Source organism: Mycolicibacterium hippocampi, from assembly GCF_010723735.1.
Lineage (GTDB): Bacteria > Actinomycetota > Actinomycetes > Mycobacteriales > Mycobacteriaceae > Mycobacterium > Mycobacterium hippocampi.
The window spans coordinates 2,553,390-2,573,897 of the sequence record NZ_BLLB01000002.1 but is presented as its reverse complement, the minus strand read 5'-3'; the positions used below and the strand labels follow the sequence as shown (position 1 = coordinate 2,573,897).

14 protein-coding genes are annotated in these 20,508 nt (G+C 67.1%); 6 read left to right on the top strand and 8 right to left on the bottom strand.

Annotated features, from left to right (window positions below):
* Nucleotides 1-128: 128 nt before the first annotated feature.
* Nucleotides 129-569, top strand: coding sequence for a pyridoxamine 5'-phosphate oxidase family protein (locus G6N53_RS13490; RefSeq protein ID WP_163889045.1), 441 nt, complete (start codon nucleotides 129-131; stop codon nucleotides 567-569).
* Between the two features lie 35 nt (nucleotides 570-604).
* On the opposite strand, the gene G6N53_RS13485 is transcribed toward G6N53_RS13490, so the two are convergent.
* The 3 genes from G6N53_RS13485 to G6N53_RS13475 form a co-directional block, all read right to left on the bottom strand.
* Nucleotides 605-2,314: a SulP family inorganic anion transporter gene (locus tag G6N53_RS13485; protein WP_163889043.1), complete on the bottom strand. Its 1,710-nt coding sequence runs from the start codon at nucleotides 2,312-2,314 to the stop codon at nucleotides 605-607.
* A 1-nt stretch (nucleotide 2,315) separates the two neighbouring features.
* Nucleotides 2,316-3,125 carry a universal stress protein gene (locus G6N53_RS13480; protein ID WP_163889041.1) on the bottom strand — a complete coding sequence of 270 codons (810 nt, stop codon included), beginning with the start codon at nucleotides 3,123-3,125 and terminating at the stop codon, nucleotides 2,316-2,318.
* 73 nt (nucleotides 3,126-3,198) lie between these two features.
* Complete coding sequence (locus G6N53_RS13475) at nucleotides 3,199-4,923, bottom strand: sensor histidine kinase (RefSeq protein WP_371870824.1); 1,725 nt, start codon at nucleotides 4,921-4,923, stop codon at nucleotides 3,199-3,201.
* Between the two features lie 116 nt (nucleotides 4,924-5,039).
* On the opposite strand from G6N53_RS13475, the gene G6N53_RS13470 reads away from it, so the two are divergent.
* Both G6N53_RS13470 and G6N53_RS13465 read left to right on the top strand, forming a co-directional pair.
* Nucleotides 5,040-6,146, top strand: a complete 1,107-nt coding sequence (locus G6N53_RS13470; protein ID WP_163889039.1) for a 3-oxoacyl-ACP synthase III family protein — start codon at nucleotides 5,040-5,042, stop codon at nucleotides 6,144-6,146.
* On the top strand, nucleotides 6,130-7,014 hold the full coding sequence (locus G6N53_RS13465) for a 3-oxoacyl-ACP synthase (protein WP_163889037.1): 885 nt from the start codon (nucleotides 6,130-6,132) through the stop codon (nucleotides 7,012-7,014). Before G6N53_RS13470 ends, G6N53_RS13465 begins: the two co-directional genes overlap by 17 nt.
* On the opposite strand, the gene G6N53_RS13460 is transcribed toward G6N53_RS13465, so the two are convergent.
* The 3 genes from G6N53_RS13460 to G6N53_RS13450 are packed head-to-tail and all read right to left on the bottom strand — an operon-like array spanning nucleotide 7,005 to nucleotide 10,553.
* Nucleotides 7,005-7,973 (bottom strand): 1-phosphofructokinase family hexose kinase, encoded by a 969-nt coding sequence (locus tag G6N53_RS13460; RefSeq protein WP_205390376.1) that lies wholly within the window; start codon nucleotides 7,971-7,973, stop codon nucleotides 7,005-7,007. The two genes, G6N53_RS13465 and G6N53_RS13460, sit on opposite strands and share 10 nt — an antisense overlap.
* 38 nt (nucleotides 7,974-8,011) lie before the next feature.
* A complete protein-coding gene (locus G6N53_RS13455) occupies nucleotides 8,012-10,057 on the bottom strand; it encodes an erythromycin esterase family protein (RefSeq protein WP_163889035.1) in 2,046 nt (681 codons plus the stop codon).
* Nucleotides 10,058-10,115: 58 nt separating this feature from the next.
* Nucleotides 10,116-10,553: an Hsp20/alpha crystallin family protein gene (locus G6N53_RS13450; protein ID WP_163889033.1), complete on the bottom strand. Its 438-nt coding sequence runs from the start codon at nucleotides 10,551-10,553 to the stop codon at nucleotides 10,116-10,118.
* Between the two features lie 202 nt (nucleotides 10,554-10,755).
* Here G6N53_RS13450 and G6N53_RS13445 point away from each other — a divergent pair, with 202 nt between their 5' ends.
* Nucleotides 10,756-11,475: an SRPBCC family protein gene (locus G6N53_RS13445; RefSeq protein ID WP_237166515.1), complete on the top strand. Its 720-nt coding sequence runs from the start codon at nucleotides 10,756-10,758 to the stop codon at nucleotides 11,473-11,475.
* A gap of 3 nt (nucleotides 11,476-11,478) precedes the next feature.
* Here the strand turns inward: G6N53_RS13445 and G6N53_RS13440 are convergent, their stop codons facing one another.
* Nucleotides 11,479-12,852, bottom strand: coding sequence for a wax ester/triacylglycerol synthase domain-containing protein (locus G6N53_RS13440; RefSeq protein ID WP_163889030.1), 1,374 nt, complete (start codon nucleotides 12,850-12,852; stop codon nucleotides 11,479-11,481).
* Nucleotides 12,852-14,219, bottom strand: coding sequence for a WS/DGAT/MGAT family O-acyltransferase (locus G6N53_RS13435; RefSeq protein ID WP_163889028.1), 1,368 nt, complete (start codon nucleotides 14,217-14,219; stop codon nucleotides 12,852-12,854). Before G6N53_RS13435 ends, G6N53_RS13440 begins: the two co-directional genes overlap by 1 nt.
* Nucleotides 14,220-14,407: 188 nt before the next feature.
* Here G6N53_RS13435 and ppsA point away from each other — a divergent pair, with 188 nt between their 5' ends.
* Complete coding sequence (ppsA, locus tag G6N53_RS13430) at nucleotides 14,408-16,804, top strand: phosphoenolpyruvate synthase (protein WP_163889027.1); 2,397 nt, start codon at nucleotides 14,408-14,410, stop codon at nucleotides 16,802-16,804.
* Nucleotides 16,801-20,478, top strand: coding sequence for a trehalose-phosphatase (gene otsB, locus G6N53_RS13425; protein ID WP_163889026.1), 3,678 nt, complete (start codon nucleotides 16,801-16,803; stop codon nucleotides 20,476-20,478). Before ppsA ends, otsB begins: the two co-directional genes overlap by 4 nt.
* Nucleotides 20,479-20,508 lie beyond the last annotated feature (30 nt).

Below are 20,508 nucleotides of genomic sequence, written 5' to 3'. Positions count from 1 at the left end.
TCGCACAGAGACGGAAGTCCCGTCATCGCGGGGACCTTTGCCCGGATGCCCGACTGGTTACTTTGGTCCTTCGCACCAGGGAACAACGCCTCACAGGCCGGACGCCCACGATTGGCTAGCGTGGCCGTATGAGCGATGAAGCCACCCCGCGACCGGTGACGATTCTGCCCGAAAGCGAATGCTGGCAACTGCTCTCCCGCGCTGCCCTCGGCCGGCTGGTGACCAGCGCCGACGGGGTGCCCGAGATCTTTCCCGTCAACTTCGTCGTCCAGCGCCGCACCGTGCTGTTCCGCACAGCAGAGGGAACCAAGCTCGTCAGCACCGCCATCAACAAGGACGTGCTCTTCGAGGCCGACGACCACACTGCGACCGACGGCTGGAGTGTGATCGTCAAGGGGGTGGCCCGCAGCCTGCACACCGACGAAGAGATCGAGGAAGCCGAACGCGCCCAGCTCCTGCCGTGGACTGCGACGGTCAAGGAGCACTACGTCCGGGTGCTTCCGACGCGGATCACCGGCCGCCGGTTCGGTTTCGGTTCCGAACCGGACCGCGAGTTCACCGTCGTCTGAGTTCACCATTGTCTGACCGGCGATCGCCGCAGCGGTCAGCCCACGGGGTCGTCCCGCTGCCGGAACGCGGCGACCGCCGTGGGTAGCGTCGGGTAGATGTGCTCGGCTCCGATGGCGTCGAGCATCCCGGCCGCCTGCAACGCATCTCGGAGATCCTGCTTGACCCGTGCCATCCCGAACCGGATGCCTCGCCGCGCCAGGTCGACGCGCAACCGGTCCACGGCGTCGAGCGCGGTGAGATCGACCTCCGAGTTGGCCTCGGCGTTGAGCACAAACCACTCCACTGGTTGCGGGTAGGCCGCCACCGCATCCAGCGCTCGCTTGCGGAAGTCTTCGGCATTGGCGAAACACAGGGGAGCGTCATAGCGATAAACCACCAGGCCCGGCACCATTTCCGCCTGCGGATAATCGTCGACGTCGTGCATGCCGGGCAGGCCGGGAACAAAACCGAGGACGCTGTCGTGCGCGCGGGCGACCCGGCGCAACAGGTCGAGGATGGTCAGCGCCACCGCGGCCAGCACTCCGTAGAGCACCCCGAGGCCCAGGACGGCCGCGGTGGTCGCGAACGCCAATATCAGCTCGCTGCGCCGGAACTGCCCCAGGCGACGAAACTCCGAGACATCGATGAGCTGCAACGCAGCCACGAGGACCAGCGCCCCCAACGCCGCCAGCGGCACCGCCGACAGCAGGCCGCCCCCGAACGTCAGCACCACGAGAACCACGGCCAGGGTGGTCAGCGACGCGAGCTGGGTGCGGCTGCCCAGTGAATGGCTGATCGCGGTGCGGCTCCCGCTGGCGCTGACCGGGAAACCGGATGCCAGCCCCGCACCGAGGTTGCACACCCCCAACGCCCGCATTTCGGCGTTGGCGTCGATCTCCTGACCGCTTCGGGCGGCGAAAACCCGCGCGGTCACCAGGTTGTCGGAGAACGCCACGATCGCGATCCCCACCGCAGGGAGCAGCAGTGGTAGCAGATCGTCGACGCGCAGCCCCGGGATCCCGAGGTCCGGGAGTCCGGAGGGAACGGATCCGACGACGGCGATCCCGCGTGTCTGCAATGAGAACAACATGACGGCAGCCGATGCGAGGATGACGCCGATCAACGGTCCGGGCACGTGCACCCCGCGCTTCGACGACACGATTTGCACCGCTACCACAGCGCTAGCCAACGCGACCGTCGGCCAGTGCACGTCGGCCAGGCGGGCCACGAAAGAGCCGGTCTGCCAGATGAATTCGTTGCCTGTCACCTCGGTACCCGTCAGCCTGCCCAGCTGGCCCGCGATCATCACCAGCGCAATGCCGGCCATGTAGCCGATGAGTATCGGCCGGGACAGCAGGTTTGCGAGGAAACCAAGTCGCGCTACCCCGCCCAACAGACAGATGACACCGACGAGCGCGGCGAGCACGGCCGCCGAGGCCGCATAGCGCGCGTCGTCACCGCCGGCGATCGGCGCCAGAGTCGCGGCGGTCATCGCCGTGGTGCTGGCATCGGGTCCCACCGACAACTGCCGGGAGGATCCGAGCACGGCATACACCGCAAGTGGCACCAGGGCGGCCCACAGCCCGGCGACCGGAGAGACTCCGGCGAGGGTGGCGTACGCCATCGCCTGGGGAACCAGATACGCCGCGACGGTCAGGCCTGCAGTCAGGTCGGCGCGCAACCAACCGGTCTCATACTCCTGGAACTGGGAGAGCCCCGGCAGCAAGAGGTTCGCCCGCGACCGTCGCTTCGCCGGCGCGATCATGTCAGTGGCGGACCAACAGCACAGAGCAGTCCGGGTAGCCCACGATCGGGTGGCAGTTCGGGACCTCGAGGTCGGTGATGCGGTCGGCATCCGCCTGACCCACGACGGCCAACTGCACTCCCTGGGCGCCGTGATGCCCGGGGAGGTAAGGGCGGCCGCTTCCCGCGGCGACCATCTCTACGTGCACGTCGGGAAACCGCCGGATCCAACTGTCGACGCGTCTGTCCACCTGCCGCACGGTCGCCTCACGCAGCCGACCCTCCTGCATCGCGAGGTGGACAACCGAGTTGTTGTCCGGTTCGTCATCGAGGACGACTGAGATCACCCCCGACTCGGGGGGCGACCCCGCCGAGTCGGATCGGATGAGGGCGACTGTGCAGTGCGCGTGGGCGGCGAGCGCGGCGGCTGTCGGCCCGAACAGCCGCTCGCTGGACCGGGCCCGCCAGGGAACCCCGATACAAACCATCAGGGCATCCCTGGATTCGGCGATGAGAACGTCGGCGACATCGCCGTCGACCCGCACCGACTCCACCCGGATGGACTTGCCGGTGCGCTCAGCTTCCGCCTCGACCGACAGCACCGCTGCGTCGACGGACGACCCGGCGCCATGGGCCGCGGCAGATCCGTCGTGCCGGTCATCGCCGGGGGTCACCTGGACCACCCGAAGCGGCACATCGCGGGACTCGGCTTCCGGCACCGCCCACCTCAGGGCGTTGAAGGCGGTCCGCGACCCGTCGAAGCCGACGACGATGGGCTTGTCACTGTCCGCGGACACCGCATGAGCCGGGCCCGAGTCGTGCGCGGTACTCATGGATGAACGGTATCCCTGGCCGCGCCAACCGGTTAGGGCCTTTGGTCGCTACCTGCCCGCGGGGACGTCGCGGTCACGGCAGCGGTGCGGACCACCGCAACACCGTTCCGCCGCGCGGCGAGTTCACGATGCTGAACGCCCCGCCGACGTCCTCGGCGCGTCGACGCAGGTTGATCAGCCCGCTGCCGGTGACCTCGTCGGATATCCCCAGGCCGTCATCACTGACCTCGATGCACAGGTCGTCCTCGACGACGACGTTGACCGCGAGGTTGCTGGCCTTCGCGTGTCTGACGGCGTTGCTGACGGCCTCGCGGACAACTGCTTCGGCGTGGTCGGCAAGTCTCGCGTCGACGACGGACAGCGGACCGACGTACTGCACGGTCGTCCGCAGATCCGCACCGGCGAATTGAGCGACGGCCTCGTCCAGGCGCTGGCGCAGCCGGGTGACGCCCGACGAGCCGCCGTGCAGGTCGAAAATCGCGGTACGGATCTCCTGAATGACTTCCTGCAGGTCGTCGACACAGCCCATGAGCCGCTGCTGAACCTCGGGTGCCCGTGCTCGTGGGATCGTTCCCTGCAGTGCCAGTCCCACGGCGAACAGCCGTTGGATCACGTGGTCGTGCAGGTCGCGCGCGATGCGGTCGCGATCCGTCAGGATGCTGAGCTCGCGCATCTGGCGCTGGGTCCTCGCCAGCTGCCACGCCAGCGTCGCCTGGTCGGCAAAGGCTGCCATCATGTCGAGCTGCTCTTCGGTGAACGGTTCGCCCCCGACGGGTCGAAGCGCGACGAGGACGCCGGCGACGGCGCCGGCGGCACGCAACGGCAGGACCAGCGTCGGGCCGGCCCACATGCCCTCGCCGGTGACGTCGAACCTGTCGAACCGGGCGGACGCGCGTTGCATAAAGGCTGAACCGACGATGGTTCCCTCGACCGGGATGGAGTGCAGGTCCGTGACCGGGCCTTCGCCGGCGGTTGCCGCGACGACGAGTTCCGTCGTCTCGCTGACGGGCAACTCGGGGTCTTCCGGAATCGCCACGAACGTCATCTCGGCGCCGCTGAGCACCCGAGATGCGTCGGCGACCAGGCGGAACACCGTGGCCGGATCGGTTCCCGACAAGAGTTCGGTGCCGATGTCCCGGGTGGCCTCGATCCACGCCTGCCGCATCTTCGACTGCTCGTAGAGCCGGGCGTTCTCAATGGCGATCCCGGCCGCCGCGGCCAGCGCCTGGACCAGCACCTCGTCGTCCTCACTGAACGGCTGGCCGTCAGCTTTCTCTGTCAAATACAGGTTGCCGAACACTTCGTCGCGGATCCGTACCGGCACCCCGAGGAACGTTCGCATCGGCGGATGGTGGGGCGGGAAGCCCACCGATGCGGCGTGGTGGGAGATATTGTCCAGCCGGATGGGCTTTGGATCGTCGATCAGCACACCGAGTACACCGCGGCCCTCGGGGAGGCGACCGATCTTCTCGCGCATCTGTTCGTCGATGCCCTCGTAGATGAACTCGACGAGTTCGTGGCCATGCCCCCGTACGCCAAGCGCCCCGTACTGCGCATCAACGAGGTCGATTGCCGTGTGCACGATCGTGCGGAGAGTCTCGTCGAGCTCGAGCCCTGCTGTGACCACCAGCATGGCTTCGACCAGGCCGTCGAGGCGGTCCCGGCCCTCGACGATCTGCTCGACGCGGTCCTGGACCTCCATGAGCAGCTCGCGCAGCCGCAGTTGAGACAGCGTGTCCCGCAGCGGCGACATTCTGGCTTGCGGGCCCCGTTCACTCCTGTCTGTCACAACACCCATGGTCCCACCACCAGAACCTCTGGCAAGGGGTTTCGGCGGCCGGAGGGTCCAAGGTCCTCGCAGGCAGCGCCCGAAGTTCTCTATCCGCCTCCGGGCGGTGCGACCACCATGTGTCAATGACGCGGACGCGGTGGCTGGTGATGGAGCCCCACAGCGGGGAGTGCTCCGCTCCGTACCGCACCCGCCTGGCGGGGGCTGGGCGCCACCTCCCCGCGACACATCTGAGCACGTCGGAGTTGATGTCGCGGACCCGTCACCACACACACATCGACCTCGAACGGCTGACCGGGATTCGCGAGCGCCGGGTCTCGGTGGGTGATGAGGACTCCTACAGCCTCGCTACGGCCGCTGCGTTCGACTGCCTCGACAGGGCACGGCGCCCCGGCTCCTCGGTGGACGTCGTGATCAGCTGCAGCATCACGAAGTTCCACGGCGGTCTGACGCAGTGGCTGGAGCCGACGATGAGCCGCGCCGTGGCCGACGCCATCGGGGCCCAGAGCGCGATGACGTTCGACGTCTCGAACGCCTGCGCAGGAATGCTCACCGGCGTCACCATCGCCAACAACTGGATCCGCCACGGCGCGGTGGAACGCGTGCTGGTGGTCAGCGGTGAGTACATCTCCCAGCTGGGCCAGAACGCGGCGCGCCACATCCGCAACATCATGAGCAAGGAACTGGCGTCGCTGACCCTCGGCGACGCGGGGGCGGCGCTTCTGCTGGAGAGAGCTCCCGCAGGATCCGACGGGATTCGGCGCGCCGGCTTCACCACCGTGGCCGACTACAGCCGGTTGTGCCTCGGCTACCCGAAGGGAAACGAGCCGGGCGCCCGGATGTTCACCGACGCCAGGGGGATTCACCGGGCAGCGATGTCGAACACCCCGTTGCTGCTTCACGAGGTGCTGGACGCGGCGGGCATCTCGATGCACGACATCGATCATGTGATCACCCACCAGACCTCGGCACGGGCGATTCGCAAGGGCATGGCCGAACTCACGGCATCGTTCGGTGACAGTCCCCGGCATGACGCGGTGATCACCGTCGACCGTTACGGCAACACCGCGTCGACGACGCACACGGTGGCCCTTGTCGAAGAGCTCGAAGCCGGCCACATCCTGCCCGGGGAGACGATCGCGCTCATCGCGCTGGCGTCCGGGCTGGAGATCGGCGTCGTTCTGGTGACGTTGGACAAGGAACTGGTGGACCGGTATGGGCACCGTCATTGACCGGGTGGCCGTCACCCACGGCGGCTGGCGGACCCGCCACAGCGCGCTACGGCTGGCAGTCAAGTCGGTCAGGGACTGCCTGCACGCCGCCGGATGTAATCCCCACGACGTGGATCTGCTGATCAATGCCGGGGTCTACCGGGATCGGAACCTGGGCGAGCCCGCGCTGGCGGCGATGATCCAGCAGGACGTCGACGCCAACCCGGAGGATCCGCACGCAGGTGCGCACGGCACGTTCTCGTTCGATGTCGCCAACGGAAGCTGCGGGCTGCTGACTGCGCTGCAGATCGTCGACGGCTTCCTGAGGTCGCACACCGTCGGGTGCGCGGTGGTGGTCGCCAGCGATGCCAATCCGGGGCATGGGATGAGTCAGGATTTCCCGTTCTCCCCCGCGGGGGCGGCCCTGTTGTGCGGCTGGGCCGAGGATGACTTCGGGCTCGGGCCGATCCACTGGGTCAGTGCTGCGGATTCCGGCGAGAACTTCAACGCCACAGTGGGACTCGTCGACGGACGCAACGTGCTCCGCTTCTCGGAGTCGGAGGCGAAGGACGACAGGTACGCCGAGGTAGCGGCACGGGCGGTGCACGAGTGCCTGCGCGGGTCGGAACTCGAGCTCGAGGACTTCGATGCGATCGTCGCCGCCCCGGCACAGCCCGGGTTCCGCACCGCTCTCGCCGACCACCTCGGGGTATCCGGGTCGCACATCGTCGTCGCCGACGACGCAGGCATGCACACCGCCTCGTTGGCTGCCGCTTTCGACAGGGCGGCGGGCGGGGTCCGGCGAAGCGGCAGCATCCTGTTGGTCGCCGCGGGTGCCGGGATCACCGCCGGGGCCGGGGTGTACCGCTTCCCGCCCGATCAGGTGTGAACCGCGTCGACGTCCTCGGCGTCGGGAACGATCCCGAAGAAGCGTTCGACGTCATCGCGGGTGCAGGCGGCGGTTCCGGGCGTCAGCAGCATCGCGGCGCCGGCGGCGATCCCGAACCGCACCGACTCGGTCAATGTCCAGGACCGGCTAAGGCCGACCACGATCGCCGCGACCATCGCATCGCCGGCGCCGACACCGCTGACAGCCCGGACCGGCACCGCCGAGATGCGCCTGCTGTGCATGGGGGTTGCCAGTAGTGCGCCCTCGGATCCCAGCGACACCACCACCGCTTGTGCGATCTCCCGGTCGACCAACTCATGGGCTGCCGCCAATTGCTCGGCCTCCGTGGTCAGCTCACGACCGACGCATTCGCGCAGTTCGCGCAGACTCGTCTTGAGCACGAATACGCCGTTCTTGATGTGAGTGAGCCCACCGCCCGAGGTGTCCAGGATCAGCAGCGCGCCCATCGGCCGGCATACGTCGGCCACCCGCTGGTACCAGTCGGGCGGGACGCCCGGCGGCAGGCTGCCGCTGGCCACGACGAACTGGGCCGAGGCCCCCGCACTGCGCAATTCGTCTAGGCACTGCGCCTGTTCGGTGAACTTGAGCCGCGGCCCTGGGAGCACGAAGCGATACTGCTTGCCGGTGCTGCGTTCGTCGACGGTGAAGCTCTCCCGGGTCGGTTCGGCGATCTCGATCTGCTGCAGCGGTACGCCGGCCTCGCCGACGAGGCGGGTCAGCAGATGGCCGGTGTGCCCACCCGCGGGAAACACCGCCGCCACGGAGGCGCCCAGTACGTGCGCGATGCGGGCGACGTTGATGCCGCCGCCACCAGGATCGTATCGCGCAGCCGCACAACGCAATTTGTCTGTAGGGCGGACGACGTCGACCTCGGTGGTGATGTCCAGTGCCGGGTTCATCGTCAGGGTGACGATGGTGGGTGACGGCGACGATGACATTGCGCTGGTGCTCCGTTCGTTGGTGGGGTTCCGCGGCATCACAGTCCCGTCGGATAAGTCTCCGGTGTCTCGCCCTTCGACCACGTACTCGTCACCTCGAGCGGCTCCAGTGCCCGCGTGCTGTCGATGTGGATGATCGCGTCGAACTGGTCACCGGGCCGAACGTGGTAGTAGTGGCTCTGTCGTTCCGTCGCAGGCTGATAGATGACACCGATCGCCCGTCCCAACCGGACACCGTCCAAGGGCTCGCGCACCGCGTGACTGATCGCTGCGGACACCAGGAACTCCGCTCTGCCCGTCTCGTGGAACAGTTCCTCGACGCTGCCGTTGAGCGCCGGCCGGACGGACTTGCGTTCAGCGATGCCGCCCCACTCGCTGGCTGCGGTCACCGTGCCCTGGTACGTGGTGAACCCGATCAGCCGGGTGTCCTCACCGTAGTGCTCCCGCGCCAGTTGCCCCAGCGTCAGCTGCCCGTCAGCGCCCACCTCGGTGGCCCTGGCGTCCCCGACGTGAGAGTTGTGCGCCCACACCACGATCCGGGCCGGTTCCGCCTCGCGGTGCCGATCCAGGTGGGCGAGCAGCGCGTGCAGCGTCTGCGCCATGTGCTGGTCGCGCAGGTTCCATGACGTGACACGACCGCCGAACATCGCCCGGTAGTAGACCTCCGCATCGCGGACGGTCTGGGCGTTCTGCTGCGCGTAGAACACCTCGTCCTCGGCGAGGAGGCCGTCGCGACGCGCATAATCCATTGCGTTGCGCTGCATCTCGACGAGCTGCTCGATCGCCTGGCGTTCACAGGACAGGCCCGCGCCGAATGCTGCGGCGAAACCGTAGGCCTGACCGTCGTCGGCGGAGGTGTGGTCGAAACATGCGTACCGGGCCCGTGCCCGCGCCGCTGCCCGGGGATCGACGTTGTCGAGGTAGCCGATCACTTCCTGCATCGACCGGTGGAGACTGTAGAGATCCAGCCCGTAGAAACCGGCCTGTCGTTGCCCGTCCTGTCGGCGTCGCCGGTTATGCGTGTGCAGCCAGTCGACGAAGTCGCGCACGACGACGTTTCGCCACATCCAGGCGGGAAACCTCGTGAATCCACTCAGAGCCTCATCGGGGGTGGTGTCGTCGCCCAACCCGCGGACATAACGGTTGACCCGGTAGGCGTCGGGCCAGTCGGCCTCCGCGGCGACGGCGCAGAAGCCCTTCTCCTGGATGAGCCACTTCGTGATCGCCGCCCGCGCCTCGTAGAACTCGTGGGTGCCGTGTGAGCTCTCGCCGATCAGCACGATTCGCGCGTCACCGATGATCTCCTCGAGCGCCTCCGTCGGCGGTATGCCGGCCGGGGCGTCGACGGCGCCCCGGTTGACGACCGCTGCGGGCGTCTCCTCGGTCCGGATCGTCGCGGTGGCCGCACCCATCGTGGATGTGGCGAGGTAGTCGCGGACCTCATCGTCGCTGACCTGCTTGAAATCCCAGAAGGACTCCCCGACCGCGAGGAACGGGGTAGGCATCGTCGCGCACACGACGTCGTCGACGAGACCGGCGAACTCCCGGCAGGTCGACTCCGGAGCCGCAGGCACCGCGATGACGATCTCGGCCGGTTCGGCCTCCCGCAATGCCTGTACGGCGGCCAGCATGCTGGCCCCGGTGGCGAGCCCGTCGTCGACCAGAATGACGGTCTTGCCGGCGACGTCGACCGGCGGTCGCCCACCCCGGTACGCAGCTTCCCGCCGGATCAGCTCCCGCCCTTCGCGTTCGGCGACATCACGCAACTGCTGCGGTGAGATCCGCAGCGCGCGCAGGATATCGTCGTTGACGACGACCCGGCCGCCACTGGCCAACGCCCCCATCGCGAACTCCTCGTGGCCGGGTGCTCCCAGCTTGCGCACGATGAAGGCGTCCATCGGAACACCCAGGGCCGCCGCCACTTCCCATGCGACGGGCACGCCACCGCGCGCCAGACCGAGCACGACCACATCTGTACGCCCGCGGTATGCGCCGAGCAGATCGGCCAGGATTCGGCCGGCTTCCCGACGATCGCGGAACACCCGCCGTGGCGCTCTGTGTGTCGGATCCTGTATGCGGGTCATCGCTATAGCCCCTGTTCCCTGGTCCCGGAGCGTCGGTAGCGCCGAGACCGTAGATCGACTATTCCGCGGACTCGACCGTGACGTGCTTCTCGGCAGGTGCAACCGCCTCGGCAACGGGTACCGATACGGTGAGGATGCCCTTGTCGTAAGTCGCCTTGATGGCATCCTCGTCGGCACCTGCAGGCAGCGTGACCGACCGCATGAAAGACCCGTACGAGAACTCGGAGCGCCCATTCGACTCCTTCTTTTCGCTGCGCTCGGCCTTGATCGTCAGGACGCCGTCACTCACCGTGATGTCGATGTCCTTGGCGGGATCGACCCCTGGTACCTCGGCACGTACCTCGTAGCTGCCCTCTTTGGTCTCGTCCTCGACCCGAATGATGTGGTTGCCGAATGTCGGCCGCAGGCTCGCCCACGACGGGAATCCCTCCAGGAGCTCGGACAACTCCGGAAAAAACGACCGGCGGTGGTGGTGTTGAACAGGAAGATTGGTCATGACATCCCCTCAGATTGAATGACTTGTACCTTGATCCGACCACTTGCCGGGGGGCGTCACTAGGGACCGAAGTCCCGGCCCGTGGAGTAGTTGGTCTGCGTTGAGACGGTCGCCGCCGTGACCGGCCCCTGCGTGTCTATCGGCCACCATCAGAGGACTACCGGCCCTAGTTCACCGGCTCGCGGGCTCGCAGAGTGAGTTCATGACTGGAAACCTGGCGCGGGTCGCCGGAGCGGCGGCAGTGCTCTATGCGGCACGCCGGTACTACCGCAATTGGGGCACGACCAAGGAAGAGTGCGCCATGCGCCTCCCCGGCGACGAGCTGATCCGCCCCCCGTCGGTCCAGTCCACCGAAGGCGTATGGATCGATGCGCCGCCGGCGTCGGTCTGGCCGTGGCTGGTCCAGATCGGCCAAGACCGCGGCGGCCTCTACAGTTTCGAGACGGTCGAGAACCTCGTCGGCCTGGACTACGACACGGCCAACCGGATTCATCCGGAGTGGCAACGGTTGGCGCCGGGCGACACTATCCGATTCGCACCGGACGGCTGGATGGGTCTGCGGCAGGGGCTGACCCTGACCGTCGACCAGGTCGTCGACCAGAGCACCCTCGTGCTGCGCGGCACTCCGCCCGGGTTCCCCTGGGAGACCGTGTGGTCCTTTCATCTGCTGCCCCGCTGGCAGGACCGCTGCCGACTGCTGGTCCGCACCCGCACCCGACTGCGGCATCCCGGGGAGGTTCTCGGCGTCGAACTGGCCGGTCCGTTGACCTCGATGCTCACCCGGGGGTTGCTACTCGGGATCAAGCGCAGGGTCGTCGAGGTCGCGATGCCGAACCACGACCCGGCGAACGAGGTTCTCGGAGGACCGTTGACCGTCGAACCGGTGCCACTGCATCCCCGACGGTCAACAGGAGCGCGATAGCCGTCAGGCTTCGCTGTCGGCCAGCGCCAGCACCTCGTCGAAACCGGCGACCAGGCACTCGAAGAACACCTCGTAGTCAGGGATCGCGCCGGTGTCAACATCGATACCCAGCGTGCAGACGTCGACGTAGGTCAACAGCGTGACGTTGACCGCGGAGCCGATGGTCGGGCCGAAGCCGTACTGGGTCAGCACCTTTGCGCCTCCGAGGAACACCGGCACCGGGATTCCCGGCACGTCGCTGCACAGGAAGTCGACGTTGCGCAGGATCGAGCCGATGTACCACCGCGGCATCATGTTCAGCGCTCCGGCGATCCATTGGGTGTAGGGCACCGACTTCTCGTGACGGACCCTGGCGGTGATGTCGTGGATCTGACGGATACGCTCGGCCGGATCGGCGACACCGACCGGAACGTCGAACCGCATGATGGTGATCCGGTTGCCGCCGATCTCGTCGCCTTCTTCCCGCAAGCTCATCGGCATCGTCAGGTGCAGGTCGCCGACCGTGACGCCGTGCTTGTCGTGGTATCGCCGCAACCCTCCGGCGACGCCGGCGACAAACGCGTCGTTCAGCGCGCCACCCCCGCGGTGCGCTGCGGAACGAAGTCGGGGAAACGGGACCTCGAGCACGCCGAGGCGGCGGACCAGGCTGCGGTCAGTCATCAACGGCGAGCCGGTCCGGTTCACCGGACGCACCGTCCGGTAGACCGAGGCGACCAAACCGGCGGCCGACGACACGGTGTCCACCGGCCGCAGAACGCTCTGCGTAACCAGCTTGGGCGCGGCTTTCAGCGCACCTATCAGCGCGTTGCCCACCACACGCGCGTCGTAGCCCGCGGTGTCGCGATAACCGCTCAGCCACGGCGGCGGTGGCACCTCCGGCAGCGCCGCGACCGGCCCGTGCCGCTCCGGAGCTTCGGACAGGTCGAAAAGGATCATGCCGATCTGAACTCCCCCGACTCCGTCTGTGAGAGCGTGATGGAACTTCAGAACCACTGCCGCACTATCGTTTTCCAGACCGTCGATCAGCGTGGCCTCCCATAGCGGGCGTGCGCGGTCGAAGTCCTCCATCGCCGCGACCCGTGCCATCTCCAGCACCGCGTCCATGGTGCCGGGCGCCGGCGCGGTAACCCGTCGCATGTGGAAGTCCAGGTCGAAGTCCGGCGCGTGCTCCCATCTCGGCGGCGCCGGCGGCGGGGAGGGCACGACGCGCTGGCGCAACATCGGTACCGCGAGTGTGATCTCCTCGAAACGACCCCGCACCTCATCCCAGTCCGGCGATCGGTCGAGGACGATCACCGTGACCACCGTCGAGCGCAGCCGGGGATCAGTTTCCATCGCCCAGGTGAACGCATCGCTGTTGCGCATGAACTCCGCCATCAGCGGTCGCCGTCGACTTTGGCCAGGTACCGCACCGCATCCTCGATCCCGCGCGCGAGAGCGTCGACGTCGGGGGCACTGTCGAAATCGGCGGTGATGCCGAAAGAGAACCGGCCGGCGTAGCTGAGCATCGCGATACCGGTGCGCAGGTGCAGCGCGATCGGCGGTATCGGCAGAATCTCCAGCACTTCCCGGCCCAGCACCCGTTGGCGGCCACGGGGGCCGGGCACGTTGGTCGCCAGCGCGGCCACCGACTTCTGCGGCAGCCGGGTGAGTAGGCGAATGGCCCACGCCGAAAGCGCAAACGGAAGGTTCCCGGCGGCCGCGACCACCGCGCTGGCTCCTTCTCGTTGACCACTTCCCTTGGCCTCGGTCAGCCGTTGGTGCACGATCTCGAGCTGCTTGACCGGGTCGGGTTCGTCGACCGGCAACAACGGCAGCATTGCCGATACCCGATTGTCGGTGACGTCGAAGTGATCCGCCGAGCGCATCGACACCGGAACCAGGGTGCGCAGCGCGTGGGATCCCGGCGATTCACCGCGGCTCAGCAGCATGGCCCGGTAACTGCTGGTGATGGCAGCCAGCGCCACGTCGTTGAGGGTCACGTCGAAGTCCCGGCACACGTCCTTCATGACGGACAGATCCACCAGGGCCGCACTGTATCGGCGCATCCGGGTGACCGGACCGTTCAGCGAGGACTCCTGGCCCGCGCTGAGCACTCGGGCGGTCAGCTCGGCCGCCCCCACCACGGCGTGCTCCGCAGCACTGGTGGCGGCGAGCGTGGCGCGCCAGACGTCACCCACCCAGCTGACCGGGTTGAGCCTCGGCCGCAACAGTCCCAGGATCGAGGGCCCCGTCTCCTGCGCCGCACGGATGTTGCCGGCGAACGTCTCACCGGCGCCGCCGTCGCTCAGCTTCGCGAGCATCTGCGCGGTCGCGATGCCGTCGGCGATGCAGTGGTGGATCTTCATCAGCGTCGCCCACCGACCCTCGGCGAGACCTTCGATGACCCAGCACTCCCACAACGGGCGCTCGCGGTCGAGCCTCTGCTCCATGATGTAGCCGACCATCGAGAACAGTTCGGCGTCGTCACCCGGCTCCGGCAGGGCGACGTGGTGCACATGGTGGCCGATGTCGAAGTGGGGGTCCTCCACCCATCCCGGCGCGCCGAGGTCGAAGGGCAGGGTGTGCAGCTTCTGCGTGCAGCGCGGAATGCTCTGAGCCCGTTCGGCGAACGCCGACACAAGCTCGCTGTAGCCCGGCGCCGGGCCCTCGATGATCGACACGGCGCCGACCGCGAGGCTGACGTGAGGATCGGAGTCCTCGGCCTCGAGGAAGCTCGCGTCAAGCATGCTCAGGCGCTCCATACAGTGACCCTGCCCGAGGCACGGCAACCCCGGCAGGGTCGCAAGTCCTCAACCCGAAGGCACAACGTCGTGCGCACCGGGGGCGTCACGCCCGGGCGGGGGGACCTTCGGCCCTGTCTGCACAGATTGGGTTGTGGGAGTTTGAGGTCGGATGGCGGCACCGGTGCTGCGCTACGAGAGGACACGTCATGGGTACGTCTGAATATGTTCGCTTTTTCGAAGACATGGGCATCGAGGACGTGCCGCTGGTCGGCGGCAAGAACGCCTCGCTGGGCGAGATGTTCCAGAAGCTGGCCGGACAGGGCGTGCGTGTGCCGCACGGGTTCGCCATCACCGCCGCCGCCTACCGCCACATGCTGGACGAGGCCGGCGCCTGGGAGCGTCTACATGCCGAACTCGACGATCTGGACCCCGACGACGTGGCAGCCCTGGCACGCAAAGCCAAGCGCGCCCGCGAGATCGTCTACGGCGCCGGGCTTCCCGACGACTTGGCTGCCCAGATCCTGGAGGGCTACCGAGCGCTGCAGCAGGAGTACGGCGAAGAGGTCAGCCTGGCGGTACGGAGTTCGGCGACCGCGGAGGACCTGCCGACCGCCAGCTTCGCCGGTCAGCAGGATTCTTACCTGAACATCAAGGGCGACGAGAGCCTGCTCGACACCTGCCGCCGCTGCTTTGCCAGCCTTTTCACCGACCGGGCGATCCATTACCGCATCGACCAGAGCTTCGACCACTTCAAGGTCTCGCTCTCGATCGGGGTGATGAAGATGGTGCGTTCCGACATCTCCTCGTCGGGGGTGATGTTCTCGCTGGACACCGAGTCGGGCTTCCGTGACGCGGTGTTCGTGACGGGCGCCTACGGACTCGGCGAGAACGTGGTGCAGGGCGCGGTGGACCCCGACGAGTTCTACGTGCACAAGCCGACCTATCTCGCCGGCCACCGTACGGTGCTGCGTCGCCTGCTCGGCGACAAGGCGGTGAAGATGATCCTCGTCGAGGGCGAGACGAAGAACACCACCCGCAACATCCCCACTCCGAAGTCCGACCGTGCCCGGTTCTGCCTCAACGACGCCGACGTCCTGGAACTGGCCGGCTACGCGTGCGCCATCGAGGCGCACTACGGGCGGCCGATGGACATGGAGTGGGCCAAGGACGGACTCGACGGAAAGCTCTACATCGTCCAGGCCCGTCCCGAAACCGTTGCCTCCCAGCACAGCGTCACCGCGCTGGAGTCCTACGTGCTCGAAGGCGGCGGCGAAACACTCGCCGAAGGCCGCTCGGTCGGTGAACGGATCGCCTCGGGTGCGGTCAGACGCATCGACAACCTCGGGCAACTCTCACAGTTCAAACCCGGTGAGGTGTTGGTCGCCGACACCACCACCCCCGACTGGGAGCCGGTCATGAAGACCGCCGCAGCGATCGTCACCAACCGTGGTGGTCGTACCTGCCACGCGTCGATCATCGCCCGCGAACTCGGCATCCCGGCCGTGGTGGGCACCGGCAACGCCACCACGAAGGTCCCCGACGGTGCGGTGGTGACGGTGTCGTGCGCCGAGGGAGACACCGGCCGGGTGTACGACGGCGCGTTGAGTTTCCACGTGGACCGTACCGAGGTCGGTGACATGGCCCGGCCCCGCACGCAGATCATGCTCAACCTGGGCAACCCCGACCTGGCGTTCAAGACGTCGTTTCTACCCAACGACGGTGTGGGACTTGCACGGATGGAGTTCATCATCAGCGAGTACATCCGGGTGCACCCGCTGGCGCTGCTGCATCCGGATCAGGTCGACGACCCCGAAGCGCGCCGGACCATCGATCGTCTCATCGAGGGCTATTCCGACGGCAGCGCGTTTTTTGTCGAGCGCCTGTCCGAGGGCATAGGCACCATCGCTGCGGCCTTCTGGCCCAAGCCTGTGGTGGTGCGGATGTCGGACTTCAAGACCAACGAGTACGCCAGTCTGGTCGGCGGCCGCGGTTTCGAGCCGTCGGAGAGCAACCCGATGCTCGGGTTCCGCGGCGCCTCGCGGTACGCGCACCCGTCCTACGCCGAGGGTTTTGCGCTCGAATGCCGCGCCATGCAACGGGTGCGAGACAAGATGGGCCTGACCAACGTCATCCTGATGCTGCCCTTCGTGCGTCGTGTCGCCGAAGCGGACCTCGTGCTGCAGACCATGGCGGACCTCGGGTTGAAGCGCGGCGAGAACGGACTCGAGGTGTATGCGATGTGTGAGATCCCGAACAACGTCATCCTGATCGACGAGTTCGCCAAGCGCTTCGACGGCTTCTCCATCGGTTCCAACGACCTGACCCAACTCACCCTCGGGGTCGATCGGGACAGCGAGGTCGTGGCATTCGACTACGACGAACGCGACGAGGGCGTCAAGGAGATGATCAGGTTGGCCGTGGAAGGTTGCCGCCGCAACGGTATTCATTCGGGGCTGTGCGGCCAGGCGCCGTCGGACTACCCGGACATGGCGGAATTCCTGGTGAGGCTGGGCATCGATTCGATGAGCCTGAATCCGGACACCGTGGTCAAGACCACCCGGCAAGTGCTGGAGTTGGAACAACAGCTCGTGCCGGTGCCATGAAGCTTCCGGTCATCATCGACCCGCGATACCACGATGCGGTGTTGCTGGACCTCGATGGCGCGCTGACCAGTGAAGCGCCGTTGTTCGGGGCGACTGTCGACCTGGCCGCAAAGCTGCGGGGCATCGGCGTCGCGCTGGCCGCCTACTCGTCGAGTCCACAGTGCCGCCACGCTCTCGAGGCCGCCGGCATCGACGACCTGTTCAGCGTTTACATCGGGGGCGCCGCCGGTGAACGCGGAACGATCGACAAACCCGATCCCACAGTGCTTCGGGAAGCTGCCCGGCAACTCGGGGTGCGGCCACAGCGGTGTGTTGTCGTCGAAAACTCCGCTGCCGGCGTGGCAGCCGGTCGCGCCGGCGGGTTCGCACTGATCGTCGGCATCGACGGCATCGGTAGCGCCGACGAGTTGGCCCGCCAGGGTGCCGACGTCGTACTCGACGAGCTGGCCGACATCACCGTCCGCACGGGTGACCGGCGGATCTCGGAACTGCCCAACGCCCTGGCCTCGTACGGCCAGCTCGTCGGCATCACCAGCATGCGCCGGTCGATGCTGTTCCTGGACTTCGACGGCACGCTGTCTCCGATCGTGTCCGATCCCGGCGCGGCCGGCCTCGTCGAGGGCGCGGCAGAGGCCTTGAAGCTGGTGTCCGAGGTGTGTCCGGTGGCCGTGCTGAGCGGCCGCGGCCTCGCGGACATCAGCGACCGCATCGGCATCCCCGGCTTGTGGTACGCCGGCAGCCACGGGTTCGAGCTGACCGGGCCGGACGGTACGTACCACTGCAACGACGCGGCAGCCGCGTCCGTGCCCGCCCTCGAGCACGCCGCCACCGAGCTGAACCGGTCCCTGGCTCACATCAGGGGCGTGCGGGTCGAGAACAAGCACTTTGCCGTCGCGGTGCACTACCGTGAGGTGGCTCCGGAATATGTGGGCGAGATCATCTCGGCGACAAAGCAGCTCGCAGCACAGTCGGGACTCCGCGTGACGAGCGGGCGGATGCTTGTCGAGCTCCGGCCCGACATCGACTGGGACAAGGGCACCACGCTGGCCTGGATCCGCGACCGTGTCGATCCGAGCGGTTCACTCATGCCGATCTACATCGGCGACGACCTCACCGACGAAGACGCCTTCGACGCGGTCGGATTCGATGGGGTGGGCATCGTCGTGCAACACGACGAGGACGGTGACCGCAAGACCGCTGCGCACTTCACCCTGCAGAGCCCTGACCAGGTACGCGAGTTCATCCACCGCGGGGCACAGTGGCTGGCGTACGAACAGAAGGTCTCAGGTGAGGCGTGGGACTACGTTTTTGATGGCTACGACCCGCAGACCGAGAAACTGCGGGAGGCATTGTGCACGTTGGGAAACGGCTACTTCGCCACCCGGGGTGCGGCGCCGGAGTCCAAGGCCGGGCAGGTGCATTACCCGGGCACCTACGCGGCCGGGGTGTTCAACCGCCTCGTCGACAACGTGGCGGGAACCGAGATCGACAACGAAAGCCTGGTCAACCTGCCCAACTGGCTCCCGTTGACCTTCCGCATCGACGGCGGCGACTGGTTCGACATCGACGCGGTCACCGTTCTGGCGTACCGGCAGACACTGGATCTTCGCGGGGCGGTGCTGACTCGCGAAGTTCGCTTCCTCGACAGCGCCGGCCGGACCAGCTCACTGACGCAGCGACGGTTCGTGGCCATGCATCTGGCTCACGTCGGCGCGCTGGAGACCACGGTCTCGGCCGAGAACTGGTCAGGAACGATCGAGTTCCGCTCCACGGTGGACGGAAACGTGACGAACTCACTGGTCGAGCGCTATCGCGACCTGGCAAACGAGCATCTGGAGTTGGTGGACGCGCGCGAGATCGCCGACGATGCAGTGCTGTTGACCGTGCAGACCACCCAGTCCCGCATCCCCGTCGCGGTGGCGGCGCGAACCAACGTGTGGCGCGACGGTGAGCCCGTTCCCGCAGCGTTCGAGCTGTTTCGTGACCACGCCGAGATCGGACACGACATCGCAGTCCAACTGTCGGTCGGCGAGCAGGTGCGGGTGGAGAAGGTCGTCACCGTCTACACCGGCCGCGACGTGGCGACCTCCGAACCAGGAATCGACGCCCAACGTTGGGTCACCCGGCTCGGCGGGTTCGCCGAGCTGCTGGCCGGCCATCTGACCGACTGGGCGCATCTGTGGGAGCGGCTGTCGATCGAGTTCGACGACTACACCGACGAAGTGCGAATCCTGCGCCTGCATCTGCTGCACCTGCTGCAGACCGTGTCTCCGAACTCCGCCGACCTCGACGTCGGGGTGCCGGCCCGCGGATTGCACGGTGAGGCGTATCGCGGCCACATCTTCTGGGACGAACTGTTCATCTACCCGGTGTTCAACCTGCGCTTCCCGATGATCACCCGCTCGCTGCTCGGCTACCGCTATCGACGCTTGCCCGAAGCCCGCCAGGCTGCCCGCGCCGCCGGTCATGCCGGCGCGATGTTCCCCTGGCAGTCGGGTAGCGACGGACGCGAGGAGAGTCAGCGGTTACACCTCAATCCGCGAAGCGGCCGGTGGAATCCGGATGCCAGCGCCCGCGCCCACCACATCGGCATCGCCGTCGCCTACAGCGCGTGGCAGTTCTATCAGGCCACCGGCGATCTCGCCTATCTGATCGACTACGGCGCCGAGCTGATCGTCGAGGTCGCACGGTTCTTCGTCAGCCTGGCCCACCACGACGAAGCACTTGACCGGTTCGGTATCAACGGCGTGATCGGTCCCGACGAATTCCATTCCGGCTACCCCGAGGCGCCTTACGACGGCATCGACAACAACGCCTACACCAACATCATGGCGGTGTGGGTGATCATGCGGGCACTCGAAGCGCTGAACCTGCTGCCGTTGCCGAATCGGCTTGATCTGATGGAGTCCCTGGGGTTGAGCAGTGCGGAGTTGGCGCACTGGGACCAGGTCAGCAGGCGGATGCACGTCCCATTCCACGCCGGTGTCATCAGCCAGTTCGAGGGCTACGGAGAGCTGGCGGAACTGGATTGGGACCGGCTTCGCGGGCAGTACGGCAACATCCAGCGGCTGGACCGCATCCTCGAAGCGGAGGGCGATGACGTCAACCGCTACAAGGCATCCAAACAGGCCGACGCTCTCATGTTGCTCTACCTGTTGTCGGCGACCGAACTCATCGAGTTGCTCGACCGGCTCGGGTACCGCTTCCTGCCCGAGCAGGTGCCCGAGATGGTGGACTACTACCTGGCCCGCACCTCACACGGGTCCACGCTCAGCGGAGTGGTGCACACCTGGGTGCTCGCCCGGGCCAACCGCGATCGCGCGCTGGAGTTCTTCCAGCTGGCACTGAAGTCCGACGTCTCCGACATCCAGGGCGGCACCACGTCCGAGGGTGTCCACCTCGCGGCGATGGCGGGCACCGTGGACCTCATGCAGCGCTGCTTCACCGGGCTGGAGACCCGGTCCGATCGACTGATCCTGTCGCCGTACTGGCCGGAATCACTTGGTGTGCTGGCGATACCGATCCACTACCGCGGACTGCACCTGCACCTGCGGGTCAGCGGCAAGGGCGTGATCATCAGCGTGGATCCCCGCGATGCCGCCGGCATCGAGGTGGAGTGTCGCGGGCGCGTCGTTCAGTTGATGCCCGGAACCACCGTCCGGTTTCCCGACTGAGCGGGGCCGAGCGAGATTTCTTGTCGGTGG